Origin of the sequence: Nostoc sp. (genome assembly GCF_036918015.1) — a bacterium.
In the GTDB taxonomy this organism is placed as follows: domain Bacteria; phylum Cyanobacteriota; class Cyanobacteriia; order Cyanobacteriales; family Nostocaceae; genus Nostoc.
In genome coordinates, this window is record NZ_JBALEO010000069.1 from 126,550 (window position 1) to 142,197 (window position 15,648).

At 44.4% G+C, this 15,648-nt stretch carries 13 protein-coding genes and 1 tRNA gene; 2 read left to right on the forward strand and 12 right to left on the reverse strand.

Annotated features, from left to right (window positions below):
* Positions 1-126: 126 nt before the first annotated feature.
* The 5 genes from V7K61_RS17740 to V7K61_RS17760 all read right to left on the reverse strand — a co-directional run bounded on the left by V7K61_RS17740 (position 127) and on the right by V7K61_RS17760 (position 4,278).
* Positions 127-1,341, reverse strand: coding sequence for an ATP phosphoribosyltransferase regulatory subunit (locus tag V7K61_RS17740; RefSeq protein ID WP_335055115.1), 1,215 nt, complete (start codon positions 1,339-1,341; stop codon positions 127-129).
* The gene (locus tag V7K61_RS17745) at positions 1,341-2,297 is read right to left on the reverse strand and encodes a J domain-containing protein (RefSeq protein WP_335055117.1); all 957 of its coding nucleotides are present in this window, start codon (positions 2,295-2,297) and stop codon (positions 1,341-1,343) included. The genes V7K61_RS17740 and V7K61_RS17745 overlap by 1 nt, the downstream gene beginning before the upstream one ends.
* 74 nt (positions 2,298-2,371) lie before the next feature.
* Positions 2,372-3,184 carry an inositol monophosphatase family protein gene (locus V7K61_RS17750; RefSeq protein ID WP_335055119.1) on the reverse strand — a complete coding sequence of 271 codons (813 nt, stop codon included), beginning with the start codon at positions 3,182-3,184 and terminating at the stop codon, positions 2,372-2,374.
* A 100-nt stretch (positions 3,185-3,284) separates the two neighbouring features.
* Positions 3,285-3,830 (reverse strand): thermonuclease family protein, encoded by a 546-nt coding sequence (locus V7K61_RS17755; protein WP_335055121.1) that lies wholly within the window; start codon positions 3,828-3,830, stop codon positions 3,285-3,287.
* 79 nt (positions 3,831-3,909) lie between these two features.
* On the reverse strand, positions 3,910-4,278 hold the full coding sequence (locus V7K61_RS17760) for a 2Fe-2S iron-sulfur cluster-binding protein (RefSeq protein WP_292852510.1): 369 nt from the start codon (positions 4,276-4,278) through the stop codon (positions 3,910-3,912).
* A gap of 106 nt (positions 4,279-4,384) precedes the next feature.
* On the opposite strand from V7K61_RS17760, the gene V7K61_RS17765 reads away from it, so the two are divergent.
* Positions 4,385-4,469 (forward strand) — tRNA-Ser (locus V7K61_RS17765).
* 585 nt (positions 4,470-5,054) lie between these two features.
* On the opposite strand, the gene V7K61_RS17770 is transcribed toward V7K61_RS17765, so the two are convergent.
* The 7 genes from V7K61_RS17770 to V7K61_RS17800 form a co-directional block, all read right to left on the reverse strand.
* Positions 5,055-6,533 (reverse strand): alpha-amylase, encoded by a 1,479-nt coding sequence (locus tag V7K61_RS17770; RefSeq protein WP_335055124.1) that lies wholly within the window; start codon positions 6,531-6,533, stop codon positions 5,055-5,057.
* A gap of 113 nt (positions 6,534-6,646) precedes the next feature.
* Positions 6,647-7,273 carry a DUF1003 domain-containing protein gene (locus V7K61_RS17775; protein ID WP_335055126.1) on the reverse strand — a complete coding sequence of 209 codons (627 nt, stop codon included), beginning with the start codon at positions 7,271-7,273 and terminating at the stop codon, positions 6,647-6,649.
* Positions 7,274-7,302: 29 nt separating this feature from the next.
* Complete coding sequence (locus tag V7K61_RS17780; RefSeq protein WP_335055128.1) at positions 7,303-7,473, reverse strand: hypothetical protein; 171 nt, start codon at positions 7,471-7,473, stop codon at positions 7,303-7,305.
* 131 nt (positions 7,474-7,604) lie between these two features.
* Positions 7,605-9,839 carry a glycoside hydrolase gene (locus V7K61_RS17785; protein ID WP_335055130.1) on the reverse strand — a complete coding sequence of 745 codons (2,235 nt, stop codon included), beginning with the start codon at positions 9,837-9,839 and terminating at the stop codon, positions 7,605-7,607.
* Positions 9,840-9,917: 78 nt separating this feature from the next.
* A complete protein-coding gene (locus tag V7K61_RS17790; protein WP_012408256.1) occupies positions 9,918-10,148 on the reverse strand; it encodes a NifU family protein in 231 nt (76 codons plus the stop codon).
* A 670-nt stretch (positions 10,149-10,818) separates the two neighbouring features.
* Complete coding sequence (locus tag V7K61_RS17795; protein WP_335055132.1) at positions 10,819-12,582, reverse strand: sensor histidine kinase; 1,764 nt, start codon at positions 12,580-12,582, stop codon at positions 10,819-10,821.
* Positions 12,583-12,755: 173 nt separating this feature from the next.
* Positions 12,756-12,992 (reverse strand): hypothetical protein, encoded by a 237-nt coding sequence (locus V7K61_RS17800; protein ID WP_334843966.1) that lies wholly within the window; start codon positions 12,990-12,992, stop codon positions 12,756-12,758.
* 614 nt (positions 12,993-13,606) lie between these two features.
* On the opposite strand from V7K61_RS17800, the gene lepA reads away from it, so the two are divergent.
* Positions 13,607-15,418 (forward strand): translation elongation factor 4, encoded by a 1,812-nt coding sequence (gene lepA / locus V7K61_RS17805; RefSeq protein WP_335055134.1) that lies wholly within the window; start codon positions 13,607-13,609, stop codon positions 15,416-15,418.
* Positions 15,419-15,648 lie beyond the last annotated feature (230 nt).

Below are 15,648 nucleotides of genomic sequence, written 5' to 3' on the forward strand. Positions count from 1 at the left end.
AGCAGGGGAGGGGAGAGCAGAGGGGCAGGGGAGCAGGGGAGCAGGGGAGCAGAGGAGAAGTTACAGTAAGTTTTATCCCCTCTGCCCCTCTGCCTCTCTGCCCCTCTGCCTCTTTCCCCATACACATTAACGTAATGGTTCTATTTTTGGTGAACCATCAGCTTTGATCCAGGCAATTTGGGCAATGCCGCGATCGCTTGCATATTGGCGAATCGCCTCTGCATCTCTTCCCCCCAAGTCAATTTCTACTCGCACCAAATCAGTAGAATCTCTGAGTTTTTGCGCATAGACAAAGGCGGCGGCGTTGGCACTAGCTGTCTCTGGTGCTACCAACCAGTCACTCGCTGGAGTTTCCTGTGGTAATTGCTGGGTAGACAACAGAACTTGGTATAAATCTTCGATACTTAGTCCAAAACCAATTCCGGGAATGTTTTCTCCTTGAGGATGATATAGCCCCAAAAGCTGGTCATAGCGACCACCGCGCCCTAAAACTCTGGCTTGGGATTCGGTATCGTTGACAACTTCAAAGACAATACCAGTGTAGTAGTCTATGGTTTGGATCAGGCTCAGATCGAGGATTAACGGAAATTTTTTCTCTGATTCTAGTAATTCTACTAGGGATTTGAGGTTATTCACTGCCTCTCGCTGTTCTTCATCTAGATCCAGACTACTAACTTTTTGCAACACGTCTGCACTTGGCCCACGCAAATCCATGATGATTTGGGCGCGATCGCGGAGTTTGTCACTTAGAGGTAAATTATCTATGGTGATGCGGTCAAGATGAGCGATCGCACTGCGAACTCGATCTTGTAAATTAGCAGGAAAGGCACTCAGGAGCGATCGGGTAATTCCCGCCTCACCTAAAATTAAATGCCATTCCTGCAAACCCAATGCTGCTAAACAATCTGCTACTAACAGCAGTACTTCGGCATTAGCCAGCAATCCGCCAGTACCTAACAACTCCACCCCAGCTTGATAAAACTCTTGCTGGCGATTATGCCTACTTTCCCAAGTGCGGCGAAACACATTGGCGTTGTAATACAACCGTTGTGGATAAGTGACACCAGCCATCCGAGTCACAACAGTACGAGCAATAGATGCTGTTAATTCTGGACGTAGCCCTAATTCATCATCTTCACCATTTTGTTGTAGTTGAATCACCATCTGACGCTGGATTGCTTCCCCCGCCATCAGGGTATCCATCCGTTCTAAAGTCGAGGTGATAATCCTGTGATATCCCCAACGGTGAAACACCTGCTGTAACCGCTCTTCAATCCAGCGTTTTTTCTCCACATCCAAGGGTAATAAATCCCTGGCTCCCGCTGCTGGTTGATACACCATTATTTTTTCTTCCCACCAAACAAACCACCGAATAAACCACTACCAGATTTCTCTGGTTGCTTATCTCCATTATTGGGGGATGAAGTCACCTTATGATCGTTGGGTTGTTGTCCTAAAGCCTTATCTATTTTAGGTTTCCATTGCAGAGCCGTTTCGTCACTGGGGTCTAATTTTAGAGCGTTGTCAAAGTGGATTTTGGCCATTTTTAGCTGATTTTGCTTTAAATACACCATTGCAATTAAGCTATGACAGCGACTATTTTTCGGTTCTAGCTTCAGAGCATCTTGCAACTCTACTTTGGCTTGGGCAAATTGATTTTTGTCAATCAAAGATTGAGCGCGACGAACATACTGTTCTACAATCAAGTCTTCTTTTGGTGGCGCTGGTGCTGGTGCTGGTGCTGTATTTTTTGGTGTATTTGGCTGAGGTGTACCTGATTGGGCTTTGGTTTGAGCAGATGGCGGGGCGGCGGATGCTTTACCCGCGCTCCGCATTAAATACACTAAATTCAACTCACTAGCTTGGGCAATGACTTGCAGTGCTTGTTCTAAAGAATCATATTGGGTTTGGGCTAGTTTCGCGATCGCAGTTTTATAAAAATGATCGACATTAGCCGCCTCAACTAACTGTTTAGCCAAGTCGGTATTTAGAGTTACCGAAGTAGACTCTTGCACCAGACGTTTGCCAATTTGCGACAAAATTAGAATATATTCAGTGCGAGTGCGATCGCCAGCAAGTTTTTCGTAAGCTGGGTTAACCAGCTTTGATAACAATTCATTACCGAGATGTTTTTGAGCAGCAGTTTCCGTAAGACTACTGTCTGGGTGCAAACGGCGGGCGACTTGGAGATAGCGTTTGCGAATCTCTTTGACATCGGCATCAACTGGAACGCACAGCACTGCGTGATGATCTATGAAATCATATTTAAATAGTCCACGATCTATTTTGAAAGACATATAGAGTTTTTGCACCAAAGGAGCAGTTAGATTGCTTTTAGTGTACCCAAAGTCGTAGAGAAAGCCCCCATCTGCTACACCCAAGCTGACAGTGGTGGAACCCGTAAAAGTTCGTTACTGAGGGAGTCGTGAATATAACTATTTGTAGCAAGAATTCTACCAGACTCAATTTTGACAGCAGTGCCATCATAGGCGGTGATTTTGCCCCCGGCTTCTTGTACCAAAATTATCCCAGCGGCAATATCCCAAGGAGAAAGTCCCCGTTCCCAGTAACCATCGACACGTCCACAGGCAACATACGCCAAATCTAGCGATGCCGAACCGCTACGTCTAACTCCTTGGGTAAGATGGGTGAGGTGACTAAATTCTGCGTAGTTGTTATCAGAAGTTTCACGGCGATCGTAAGCAAATCCTGTTACTAGTAAGCTTTTACCCAGTTCAGATGTTGCTGAAACCTTGATGGGCTGACGGTTACGCGTTGCTCCTAAGCCAGCAGCAGCACTAAATAACTCATTGTGAAATGGGTCATAAATTACACCAACTTGGGGAACGCCATTAATTAAAAGCCCGATGGAAACGGCAAAAAATGGGTATTGATGAGCGTAGTTGGTTGTGCCATCGAGAGGATCTATTGCCCAGAGATATTCATTTTCTTGATTACCTAATTTCCCTGATTCTTCAGCGAGGATCGAGTGCTGGGGAAAGTGACGACGCAAAATTTCTAAAATCAACTCCTCTGAGGCTTTATCAGCAGCCGTGACTAAATCACCAGGGCGTCCTTTTTCAATAATTGCGTCTTCTAACTTACCCAAGTAACCTTGCAAAATCGCACCAGCAGCCAAGGCCGCTTCTGTAGCAATATCTAGAAAAATTTGTAGATTAGTCATTTGTCATTTGTCATTGGTCATTGGTTATTAATTCTTCTCCTTCACTTACTCACTCCCCCACTCTCCGCCTCAGCACTCAGCACTCAGCACTCAGCACTCATTAAAGATTTTGGCGGCGAAACTCGGCGGGAGTAAGGCGCATGGGCTTTTCTGGGTTCCAGATTCCTTGGCCCATGAGTCTAGCCCATTGTTGGGCACGTTCTAAACGCTGGTCATACTTGTGGTTAGGCGATCGCCCCACAAACATTGCATTCCCTTGTTTGACTAATTCTTCATTCAACAACACCTTATTTTTCCACACATAAGCTAGAGTTCGTCCGATTTTGTCTTTTGCTTCTAAATCAAACTCCAGCGTTACCGATTGTTCTACACCACCAATTAGATTCTCTAACTGTTCTTTTGCTGCTTCCCCCCAAGGGCGCTGTCGCAAATCTGGTGCATCAACACCCACTAACCGCACTTGGGAAATCAAATTTGGTTGTTCAGCCATGCCTAAAACTTCCAAGCTTTGCCCACTAACTACCCGCGCTACTTTCACCTGGGCTTCACTGTTCGGCAATTGGTTTTTAGCTTGGCAACTCACCAAGAGCAATAAACAAGCTAAAATAGCTATTTTTCGTAACCAGTCACCAAGACTTACAACCATTACAAATTCGGTGATTTTGAATTGTTTATCGAAACAGAATTCATTCTGACTCCTGACTCCTGAATTCTGACTTCTGAATTCATTCCTCATCTAAGGGTAAACCCGCTTTAATTTTCCCCCTAGCAAAATAGCGGCCAAACTGGAGTTCGTAGACTTCATCTTCGTCTTGCGTCTCCACTTCCAAGTCAGAACGGGGGTAACTCACACACAACAAGGCATAACCTTGGCGACGTAAATCTGGCGACAAGCCGATCGCCTCTGGTTGATAAATTTCTCCTGACAATACTCTCACAGCACAAGCGGTGCAAGCTCCGTTGCGACAGGAAAACGGTAGTTCTACCCCTTGTTTTTCGCCAGTGTGCAGGATGTAGCGGTCTTCTGGCACTTCTAGGGTGTATGTTTTGTCAGTGGCGCGATCGCGAACTTTAATTGTGTATGTACGGGACATCTGGATTTGCGTTTTAGGATTGGGACTTTCAGATTCAATCTAGAATATCTTTCTTTATCTTTGCATTTTCTGGGATTCTATAGTATGATCGTAACTTGTGACACCTGGAGAGGTGGCCGAGTGGTTTAAGGCGCAGACCTGGAAAGTCTGTTTAGGGAAACTTAACGGGGGTTCGAATCCCCCCCTCTCCGTTTTCAGACCTAATTCTAAATATATAGTTTGAACCATAGTTCTACAAATAGTCAGGTTCAGTAAGAAGCATATCTGAAATTTAGACTAAACATTGCCTAAATTGAATCTTTTTAGGCAATATTCAATTGCTTTGTAACGGAATAATAAGGGTTGTGGCTTATCCACAAAATACTGCTTAAGTTCTCTTTTAGGGAACTCCAAGAAATAAATTATCCAATATTGTGGGGTGGGCAACATTGAGTGCCCTATGAACTGGGCGGGCGAGACGCCATTGGTGTCAACTTAAGCTGGAAATAGCTTATCTGTTGGCTTCCATGCCCGCCCGGAAATAAATTTTCGGGCTAATAGCTTAAGTCTACTGAAGTAGACTGGAGATTTTTGCCGATATTTAGTCATCTTCAGATGACTTTAGCTATGAGACGGGAATTTCAATTCCCGGCGGACAAGCGGTTTCGCGTTAAGTTGACACGTATGGCGAGACGCCCACCCCACAAGAGTTATTGGATATTTTTTTATTTGGAAGTCCCTTAAGCAGTATTTTTTCCAGTGCATAACTTTCTGCGTGAATGCTACTAAAACCTCAACTAAGATTGTGGAACCCACACAGAAACAGAACCAGCATCGCATCGAAAATCAGCCCAGCCCTCATCATTCGTTGTCACAGGTTCGCTGATATGTTCAGTAATATCAATGTAAGTGCTGTTGGGTTGCCCAACTTCCATCCACTTAGTCCCTTCTCCTCCATTACTCAGAACAACCGCGATACCGCCAGGATGTTCTTCATCTCCTAAGCGTGTCCAGGCGATTGTATTGGCGTGATCGAAGTAATCGTATTGGTCGCCATAGGCATAGGTTTGACGAACGTGCAAAAATTTATCAATTATCCATTTATGACTATCGAGCCAAATCTCATGCTCATTGCCATCGCTGCCCGTATCCTTATAATTAGCACCATAGTAATCCGCATAGAAGATACAGGGATAACCATCACTTCGCAGTAGAATCAACGCATAAGCCAACGGTTTAAACCAGCCTTCCACTACCGATTCCAATGACTGCAAGGGTTGAGAATCATGATTGTCAACTAAGGTGACGGCTAAAGCAGGTTGCTGTTGCACCAAGGTGTTATCAAATATCTGCCGCATATCGTAGTCATTGCCTTGTTTGCTGGCAGCGCTAAAGTTATAGTGCAATGGCGCATCAAACAGCAACACATCGCCACCGGTGATGCTAATGAAATGGTGCAGCGCCTCAACTTCATAAGACCAATACTCACCGACGGCAAAAAGATCGCGACCTGCCTTTTGGCGACAGTGTTGCAGCCATTCTGGGAAAAAGCCTGCTCTAACGTGTTTAACGGCATCAAAACGAAAGCCATCTACTTCAGTGGTTTCTACAAACCACTCACCCCAGCGATTCAACTCCTCACGCACTTCTGAACTTTCCATATCCAGATCGCATCCCATGAGATAGTCGAAAGCGCCTTTTTCCAGGTCAACGTTATCATCAAATTTTTTATCTTTGAATAGATAAACTGCGTTCTCGCCTTCGTTGTAAACGTTGTAATCAACTGCGTCGAAATGCCACCAGTGCCATTCCATTTCAGAGTATTTGCCTTGGCGACCTGGAAAGGTAAAGTGAGTCCACACTTTAATTGTTTGCATCTCACCGATGGGCTGGGTGCGATCGTCTGGATTATAAGGCGTTGCTTCCACCTCTTCTTCTTTGTCTGCACCTAACTTGTGGTTAAGGACAACATCAGCATAGACTCGAATGCCAGCAGCTTTTGCCGCCTTAACAGCAGCGATATACTCGTCTTTTGTGCCGTACTTTGTCCGAACCGAGCCTTTCTGGTCAAACTCGCCTAGATCGTATATATCATAGACTCCATAGCCGACATCGTAGCCACCCCCTGTTCCTTTGTAAGCTGGGGGTAGCCAAACAGATGTAACACCTGCATCAGCTAACTCTTTGACTTTATCTTTAAATTCATTCCAAAGATTGCCATCTGGAGGGATATACCAATGGAAGTACTGCATCATTACACCATTCAGTTGAGCCATATCTATCCCTCTGATAAAATTTACGATAAATTGTGATTTGCGACACAAAGACTCTACATTAAGTTTTATTTTTTGTCTTTCAATAGAAACAAAAATCTACTAAAAAACTGCGCTCAACTCATATTGTTTTCTTCTGTGGGTGACAGTTCTTCAGCCAGGTTTTTCTGGAGTGCTTCCAATACTGCGATCGGGTCAGCCGGTTCCTGCATCGATTTTGCTTCCGAATCAAGCCGATTTATCACATCAGGCAAATCGGTACGAAGTTCTTCTAATAGAGCAATAATCTTGGCAATTTTTTGCTCGGAGAGCAGGTTAAGCTGTAGCATCAATTGTGCCCGTTGTTCGGCAAAATTTTCTTGGCGAGTTTGTCTTACCAGTACTCCGGTTGAGATCACCAATGACGCTGCGTCTAAGCCTTGACCTGACCAGCTAAATGAGGGGAGATTGAATGGCAAAAAGCGATCGAAAAAACTGCTAAAAATCCAGATAGCCAGTATGACTAGCAAACTATACATAAATATCGATCGCCCAAAGAATGTAGCGATCGCTTCTAGTATCCGCTGGTGGACGGGAATATCTCGAACTTCCTGGTTATGAAGTGAAATAATCGCTTCAATATTTTTTGCAATCGGGTCTGGTAATGGAGCCGTGATCAGTTGATTTCGAGAAGCTTTGTCTTTGATTTTTTTAGTACCTGAACTGAAGTGTCTGTTCGCTGTACTATCTGCGTTATCGGTCATGCACCAACTCCTGAATCTGGATGTTACGATTATTGCCTATCTTCCACCGACGATCGCGTTTTACCCCACCGTAGGCGATCGCATCCCAATACTGCTCGATTATTTAGATTTAAACCACATCTATTTTGAGAACCATAGTTTTTCATGCCTAGTGGGAGCATCTTGCTCCCTGGTGGTAGTAGCGGGCAAGATGCCCGCACTACTCCAGGTTTCAAAATGGACGAGGTTTAGAACTAAAAAAATTAAATATGATTTCCAAATAAATCGACTTTAGGGGCGTACAGATGTACGCCCCTAATACGGTATTTCGTAAAACCAAGGGTATTGAGTTCTAAGGCACTTCAATGGGAATCAAAGCATTTTCTGGCAAGTAGTTGGAAAAACGCCCTTCATCTGCAAGCACTAAAATCAGGCGCAGAGAATAATCTGGCGGAACTTGCAAGTCTGCCCACGGCACTGCCAACTCTAAACAATTATTTAAAGCTACTTGAGCGCGACTGAAACGGGGATGCCATTGATGATTGTCTCCAGCTTCCCGAAACTGAATCGATTGCGTCAGCAAGTTAACTTCTAAAAGATGGTGGAAAAGGTAATTCAGTGGGGCTGCATCCGGTACATCTGTCAAGGGAACTGGACTATTCACCATTGTTTTTTCTGGATAGAACCACAGCAAATTTAACTCTGCTGGAAAACCCTGCCCTGGTGCAACGCCACCTTTAAAGTCCAGCCGCAAATAGAAATTTAAGTGATCGACCCCATACCAAAGTCGCTGGATGACGCTGCTATTGTGCATCGTCCCCCGCGCCCCGCCGATTTCTATGCGTCCAGCTTTGTCCCAATCTTGTTCGTCACCCTTACCATCGATGACGGGGTGAATAAACCCTTGTGGGGCGTGGTTAGCCTGTGCTGCGTGGTTTTCCAGTGGTTGCTTAAGATAAGGCGGTACAGGTTCATTTAAAGCCTTGTAAATACCAAACAGATGTTCTCGAAACAACCGATCAAAGATGGCATCCTGATTTGAGGAGTGTCCTGTACCAAACCACCAGAACCAGTCGGAACCCTCTGCGGCATACAATGCTTCCCACGCTTCGGGGTTGTTTTCTTCTGTCGCTTCGGGATGATTTGCGAGCATTTTTCTTGCTTCTGTCAAGTAATCCCAAGCACGATTTTTGACGGGATCGCCGATCCAAGTGGTGAAACTGCCATCCACCCAAGAACCACTATGTAGTTGCCCTCCGGGGATGGTGGCTGTGGCTGGAAATTCTTCCAGAAATTCGGAGACGGTAACGAGTTTGAGGCGGGGTTCATCACTCAAGCTTTGATACAAAGCTTCTAAGAAAGGTTTGCCATCTTGGGGATAAAATTCCCAGCAATTCTCCCCATCTAAGGCGATGGTAACTAGCCAAGGTTGTTCGCTTTGACTATCTCTTTGCATTTTAGCGATCGCTTGCAAATGTCCTACTAAATCCGCGGCTGCTTTTTTTGCTGGCATGGCGCTGTAGGTAAAACCAATCAAGTCTGATAATCTGTGGTCACGAAACACAATTGACAAATCACCCTCGGCGGTTTGCAGGCGATAGGGTCGGTACAGTAGTTCTGGTTGCTCCACATTCCCCGCCCCATCCCGATGAAAAAAGTGTTTCAGCGTCCACCCTAAGACGGCTTCATCTGAGCATATCCACTTAAAACCTTGGTTAATAATATGCGGGAGTACCGCCGGACTTACTGATTGTTCCGAAGGCCACAAACCACGAGGTATCTGTCCAAAGCGGTCTTTATAAAAGTCCCAAGCTTTTCGCAAGTGGCGGGGAATATCTTCTGCCCACTCAAAGCGTTGCTTAGGTAGTGTCATATTGGGCACAGCTACCCGACCGGAGTTAGTATCAGCTAGCAAGGGTAAAATCGGGTGGGTGTAAGGCGTGGTGGTAACTTCTAGCTGCCCCGCCTCCTGCATTTTTCGATGTTGGGGAATAATCCGGCTGAGAATTTCTCGCTGTTTGGAATAAATGCGCTGGCGATCGCTTAAAGTAAAATTTCGACCCTGTTTTAACCAAGCAGCAATTTCTGGGTCATCCCAAAACAACGGATCGATCCAAGCCAAATTGTGCCAAGCTAGCAAATCACCATAATCTGGCAATTCCCAGTTTGCTAAACACCAAGCTTGGCCTTTTTCCTGTCTTTGCTGGTACAACTCGGCATAGCGGGGATGAGGATCGATCAGGGTATGGTGATTGGCATCAAAAAAGTGTTGGATAATAAATTCGCGCTGTTGCTGGGTGAGTTGCTCATTCGGTGTCAAGCTGGCTGTGAGATAAGGGTCAAAAGCAGTGCCAGCAATATAATCTTCTAGTTGCAATATCAGCGATGGAACTAAATTCACCGTTTGGTGTAACTTAGGATATCGCTCTAACAGCAATACCAAATCCAAATAATCTTTAGTTCCATGCAAACGTACCCAAGGTAGACGGTACTGCTGACTGGGAGATAGCGAAACGCCGCTGCCAGGAGATTTGTACAGCGGCTGATGTTGATGCCAGATAAAAGCAATGTAGAGAGGATGGGACATAGAAATAGTTAGGAGTTAAGAATGAGGAGTTAGGAGTTAATTGAAAACTCATAACTCCTAACTCCTAACTCCTAACTTTTACACCACTTGCTCAATTTCTGCAATTTCGGGAATCATTTCCTTAAGACGGCGCTCAATACCCATTCTCAGGGTCATTGCAGAACTGGGACAAGAACCACAAGCACCTTGCAGCCGCAGTTTTACAACGGGGCCATCGAGTTCTACGAGTTCCACATTGCCGCCATCAGACATAAGATAAGGGCGCATTTCATCTAAAACTGTTTCAACGTTGTCAATTGTAAGTTCCATAGTTTAGACCTGCTAAGTTAGGGATGGGCATGGGGAATGGGGCATGGGGCATTGAATAATAACGATCCCTGTAACCAATGCACCCTTACTCATTAACCATTATCCAAAGTTTTATTTTCCAGCTTTGTTAAATCGATCCTAAATCTAATTGCCGCTAGATCGTCAGATGTCAGTTTTTTATGACTTTTGACTAAACCACTGCTGGTTTTAGCAACTTGATATTAGATTAGCTGAACAATTTCTCGTGCAAGCCCTCCTACTCTACTTTAGCCTTTAAAGTACTGAAGAGAACACAAGCAGGTGAGGACAAGGAAGGTTTTTTCCCAATACCCCTCAAGAGTGCTGAGTGCTGAGTGCTGAGTGCTGAGTGCTGAGTGCTGAGTCATGAGTAAGATTACTTACTCAGAACTCGGAATTGTTTTGCCCCATGCCTAATATGGTTATTAAATAATAATTAACGCTGTGTGCGACTTTCTCTCAAACCTAACCCCCAACCCCTTCCCTACTAGCGTTGGGAAGAATCAAAGCCTCTCGACCTTTCGGGGAGAGGAATGGAAGTGGGGTTTCAAGAATAAGTTGCACATCGCGTTAATTACTAAAAAACTTTAAAGTTTAAAACTCAAAACCCACTATTACCAAGTATCCAAACTCAGCACTCAGCACTCAGCACTCAGCATTCAGCACTACTTGTTAAGTCGCTATCATTAGACGAAACCATGACTGGTTGTTGATATAGTGGCACGGTGAATGTGACTGTTGAGCCAAGTCCTTCGCCCAAACTATAAAAATGTACCTCACCGCCCATAGCCTCCACTAACTTCTGCGATATTACAAGTCCCAAACCTGTGCCGCCGTACTGGCGAGTGCGGGAGCCATCCACCTGAGAGAATAATTGAAACAGTTTATCTTGTTTGTCTAAAGAAACACCAATGCCGGTGTCTGCTACACGTACTCTCACCATGCCAGGAAATTGCTGATCTTGAAAGTTCGCCTTTTTGAGTACTAAATCGGCGCTGACAGTAACGCCACCTTCATGGGTGAACTTGATGGCATTGTTCACCAAATTAAGCATCACTTGTAGCAACCGTTGATAGTTACTTTGGACAATTATTTCATCAGAGGTAGCAGGCATTTGCATCCGAAAGCTGAGGTTTTTCATTTGTGCTTGGGGACGCATGAAACCTTCTACATGACTGAATAGCTCATCTAGCTTGACTGGCGCATAAGTTAGCTCCATTTTGCCGGCTTCGATTTTGGCAATGTCCAAAATGTCGTTGATGATATTCAGCAAATGTATTGATAAGTGATGAGCTTCTGCTAAAAACTGGTTTTGTTCTTCTGGGTCATCTGCCATACCTTCTAAAATCAACTTCAAAAAGCCAATCATCCCGTTGAGGGGGGTACGAATTTCATGGGATACATTGGCTAGAAACTCACTTTTGAGGCGGGAAGCTTCTTCGGCTTTTTGACGCGCTATTTCTAATTCTTCATATAAAGTAGCATGAGCGATCGCAGTTCCCAATTGATCTGCTGCTTCTTTTGCCAGTTCTAATTCTGATTCTGTTAATGTATAGCATTCATCTTGCCAATTTAAAGCAACCAATCCATTAGCTTGATCTTGATAGCAAGTCGCAACTACTAAAGTTTTCTGCCGCCCAGACTCTTTGTATCCAGCCACTTCCATCATCACTGGTTCTAGGGTTGCCAAGGCTTGAGCAAAGGCAGGCTCAGAAGCTATATCTATATCTGAGCCAAGCATTGATTTGAGTTCTGGCTGGCGATACTCAGCTTTTACCTGCACTTTTGAACTTGAGGGCTGATAAGGACAAATAATGCAGCGTTCTAGCCGCAGTGCTTTCCCCAAACTATCAACTGTTTGCTGCCAAATAATATCTAAATCCAATGTCCGGCGAATATTTCTGGTAATCCGATTTACCAATTTTTGGTGTTGCTGTGAACGTAAGGCCAACTCTATTTGTGTGGGCGTTTTTGATGCCACACGCGCTTGTTTTTTGTTGAGTGTCGCTTGTACTAACCGTCCCATCACTAAAACGGTAGTAGCAGTGGTTCCCAAACTCGGCATAATCGGACTAATCACTAAGTCCAACTCAAATAATTCCTTCTGATAGCTAAACCAACATTGAAACCTTTCTGGCACCAAATTTGTCAAAATTCGGTGCAATCGTTCCAAATAAGTAACCTTATCCACCGGGACAAAAGTTTGAGTCTGGTTCAGATCGTCAACTATTTTTTCAGTACTTAACCCCAGGAGTTCGCTGTACTGCCAACAAAAGGTCAGATAGCGCCCTGCCCCATCTTGCGTATAAACCAACTCGGCTCCTAGAGTTGGTAATAAGCCATCAGTCTTACTGGTAATAGATTCCAGGTTTTGGGAAAATACATTCGACAATTGGGAATTGGCAGTAATAGTCATTAATTGAGTTGGATAGACAAAGGGTATCCGACCGTAATTTTACTAAAGCCGCTGAAATTTATACATAAATTTTTACAGCTTTTTTGGGTTTGATGGGGTATTTTTTGGTGTTCTGAAAACCAGATTGGCAAACTTTAATTTTTTTAACTTGCATTGACAGTTAAATAATGGCGTCAATCGTTCCATTCACCGCGAGGAGGAACAGGAGTACGCACAGGCGTGCGCGTTAGTTCATCATCTCTGAGGAGTTCACCCCGTAACCACTGGCGAATTGCCACCTCAATTACTTTACTTGGGTCATTGGTGAGATGCTGAATTTGCTCTAGTAACTCGGAGTCTAGGCGGACAGCAATTTCTACCTTATCGGCTTGTGTATTTTCCGCTTTGGTAGTTTTCTCTCTCATATTCATAGGTTTATATACTCTGAATTCTTTGAATTGGTTTTGTCTAAAGCTTTGTAAAGTAGTTATATTCATTATTTGGGCTAATTCGCTGAAAAATTTTCAAGGGCACAGTTAAATACTTCCCTGAAATAGCACCAAAGTAACAGCTTTAAGTTTTAAATCGCATTTTTCATATAACTGACTAGACAATGGCTGTAGAAGTTTTGCCGATAAACCAGGAATTATGGGCAATTACCAGTCGCAATTGCCCACGATCCCTACACGATCCCTAGATGTACTTATTTACATTTATTGTACGCTCCTAGCTGTTGAATACTAGCAGCGACAAATAGACTTTCATAATATTCTTAAATGTCCACCTATTTAGATCGAAAGTTGAAGATGGGGTGAAGGGAGTGCTGAGTTAGGAGTGCTGAGTGCTGAGTGCTGAGTTAGGAGTTAGGAGTTAAGAGTTAAGAGTTAGGAGTTAGGAGTTAAGAGTTATTCTCTCCTCTGCCCCACTCAGCACTCGGAACTCAGCACTCAGCACTAAAAGCAGAGCGTCTTGGCTAAGAAAGCATTAAAATACATTAAGTAAATTGCCCTTTTAACTTTGGTTGCTGCTAAGGCAAAGATAGTATATGACTGACGTTCCCGCAGTTCGCATTCGCAATTTTTGTATTATTGCTCACATCGACCACGGGAAATCAACCCTCGCCGATCGCTTGCTACAAGCTACTGGCACTGTTGAAGACCGACAGATGAAGGAACAGTTTCTCGACAATATGGATTTGGAACGGGAGCGCGGCATTACGATTAAGCTGCAAGCTGCCCGGATGAATTACACAGCTAAGGATGGTCAGCAGTATGTACTGAACTTGATTGACACTCCGGGACACGTGGATTTCTCTTATGAAGTCTCCCGCTCTCTTGTTGCTTGCGAAGGAGCGCTATTGGTAGTAGATGCGTCCCAAGGTGTGGAAGCGCAAACTTTGGCAAATGTATATTTAGCGTTAGAGAGTAACCTGGAAATTATCCCGGTTTTGAATAAAATCGATTTGCCGGGGGCTGAACCAGAACGGGTAATTGGCGAAATTGAAGAAATTATCGGTCTAGATTGCAGTGGGGCGATTCTGGCTTCTGCTAAAGAAGGAATTGGGATTAATGAGATTTTAGAAGCAGTTGTTGAGCGGATACCGCCACCGCCAAATACCATAAATGAACGCTTACGAGCGTTAATATTTGATAGCTATTACGACAGTTACCGGGGAGTAATTGTGTATTTCCGGGTGATGGATGGCACCGTGAAAAAAGGCGATCGCATCCATTTAATGGCATCCGGTAAAGAATTTGAAATTGATGAGTTAGGTGTGCTTTCTCCAACTCAAAAGCAAGTTGATGAACTGCACGCTGGGGAAGTAGGCTATTTGGGAGCGGCAATTAGAGCTGTCGCTGATGCACGGGTAGGAGACACAATTACCTTAAGTAAGGCGAAAGCGGAGTCACCTTTACCAGGCTACGCAGAAGCGAACCCGATGGTTTTTTGCGGGATGTTCCCCATTGATGCAGACCAATTTGAAGATTTGCGGGAAGCCTTGGAAAAGCTGGAACTCAATGACGCAGCGCTGCACTACGAACCAGAAACTTCGAGCGCAATGGGGTTTGGCTTCCGTTGCGGTTTCTTGGGTTTGCTGCACATGGAAATTGTCCAAGAACGTCTAGAGCGAGAGTATAACCTAGATTTAATCATTACAGCCCCCTCGGTGGTTTATAAGGTGATTACCTTAAAAGGTGAGGAACTGTACATCGATAATCCTAGCCGTTTACCTTCTCCCAACGATCGCGAAAGAATTGAAGAACCCTACGTCCAAGTCGAGATGATTACGCCGGAAACTTATGTTGGCAGCTTGATGGAGTTGTCACAAAATCGCCGGGGCATCTTCAAAGATATGAAATATCTCGCCCAAGGACGAACCACACTTACTTATGAGCTACCCTTGGCGGAAGTTGTGACTGACTTTTTTGACCAGATGAAATCGCGATCGCGCGGCTACGCTAGTATGGAATATCACATCATCGGCTACCGTGAAAATCCTTTGGTGAAGCTGGATATCATGATTAACGGCGATCCCGTGGATTCCTTGGCGATGATTGTACATCGAGATAAAGCTTACAACGTCGGGCGGGCAATGGCAGAAAAACTCAAGGAACTAATTCCCCGCCATCAATTCAAAGTGCCAATTCAGGCATCTATTGGCAGTAAAGTTATTGCCAGCGAACATATCCCCGCTTTACGGAAAGATGTGCTAGCAAAATGCTACGGTGGTGACATCAGTCGGAAGAAAAAACTTTTGCAGAAGCAAGCAAAAGGTAAAAAGCGGATGAAATCTGTAGGTACTGTAGATGTACCGCAGGAAGCCTTTATGGCAGTACTGCGGTTGGATCAAAACTAATAGAATTCAGGAGTCAGGAGTCAGAATTCAGGAGTCAGAAGTCAGAATTCAGAATTCAGAATGAATTTGAGTCCGAGTGGCGGATATCGCTACGCAAAGCGAGTCCGCATACTCCTGCAAAGAAGCAAGCTAGCAAGAGCGTCTGAATCTACTATTTTCAATCCCCCACCAAAATTTTTTATTCTGAATTCTGAATTCTGAATTCTGTATTCTGTATTCTTCTTCAACAT

What these genes read in the sequence shown, in the direction of transcription:
- V7K61_RS17760 (WP_292852510.1), bottom strand. Translation starts at nt 4,278, where the DNA reads ATGTCCCGTACATACACAATTAAAGTTCGCGATCGCGCCACTGACAAA.
- V7K61_RS17785 (WP_335055130.1), bottom strand. Translation starts at nt 9,839, where the DNA reads ATGTCCCATCCTCTCTACATTGCTTTTATCTGGCATCAACATCAGCCG.
- V7K61_RS17790 (WP_012408256.1), bottom strand. Translation starts at nt 10,148, where the DNA reads ATGGAACTTACAATTGACAACGTTGAAACAGTTTTAGATGAAATGCGC.
- V7K61_RS17800 (WP_334843966.1), bottom strand. Translation starts at nt 12,992, where the DNA reads ATGAATATGAGAGAGAAAACTACCAAAGCGGAAAATACACAAGCCGAT.
- V7K61_RS17775 (WP_335055126.1), bottom strand. Translation starts at nt 7,273, where the DNA reads ATGACCGATAACGCAGATAGTACAGCGAACAGACACTTCAGTTCAGGT.
- V7K61_RS17740 (WP_335055115.1), bottom strand. Translation starts at nt 1,341, where the DNA reads ATGGTGTATCAACCAGCAGCGGGAGCCAGGGATTTATTACCCTTGGAT.
- V7K61_RS17795 (WP_335055132.1), bottom strand. Translation starts at nt 12,582, where the DNA reads ATGACTATTACTGCCAATTCCCAATTGTCGAATGTATTTTCCCAAAAC.
- V7K61_RS17770 (WP_335055124.1), bottom strand. Translation starts at nt 6,533, where the DNA reads ATGGCTCAACTGAATGGTGTAATGATGCAGTACTTCCATTGGTATATC.
- V7K61_RS17745 (WP_335055117.1), bottom strand. Translation starts at nt 2,297, where the DNA reads ATGTCTTTCAAAATAGATCGTGGACTATTTAAATATGATTTCATAGAT.
- V7K61_RS17750 (WP_335055119.1), bottom strand. Translation starts at nt 3,184, where the DNA reads ATGACTAATCTACAAATTTTTCTAGATATTGCTACAGAAGCGGCCTTG.
- V7K61_RS17755 (WP_335055121.1), bottom strand. Translation starts at nt 3,830, where the DNA reads ATGGTTGTAAGTCTTGGTGACTGGTTACGAAAAATAGCTATTTTAGCT.
- lepA (WP_335055134.1), top strand. Translation starts at nt 13,607, where the DNA reads ATGACTGACGTTCCCGCAGTTCGCATTCGCAATTTTTGTATTATTGCT.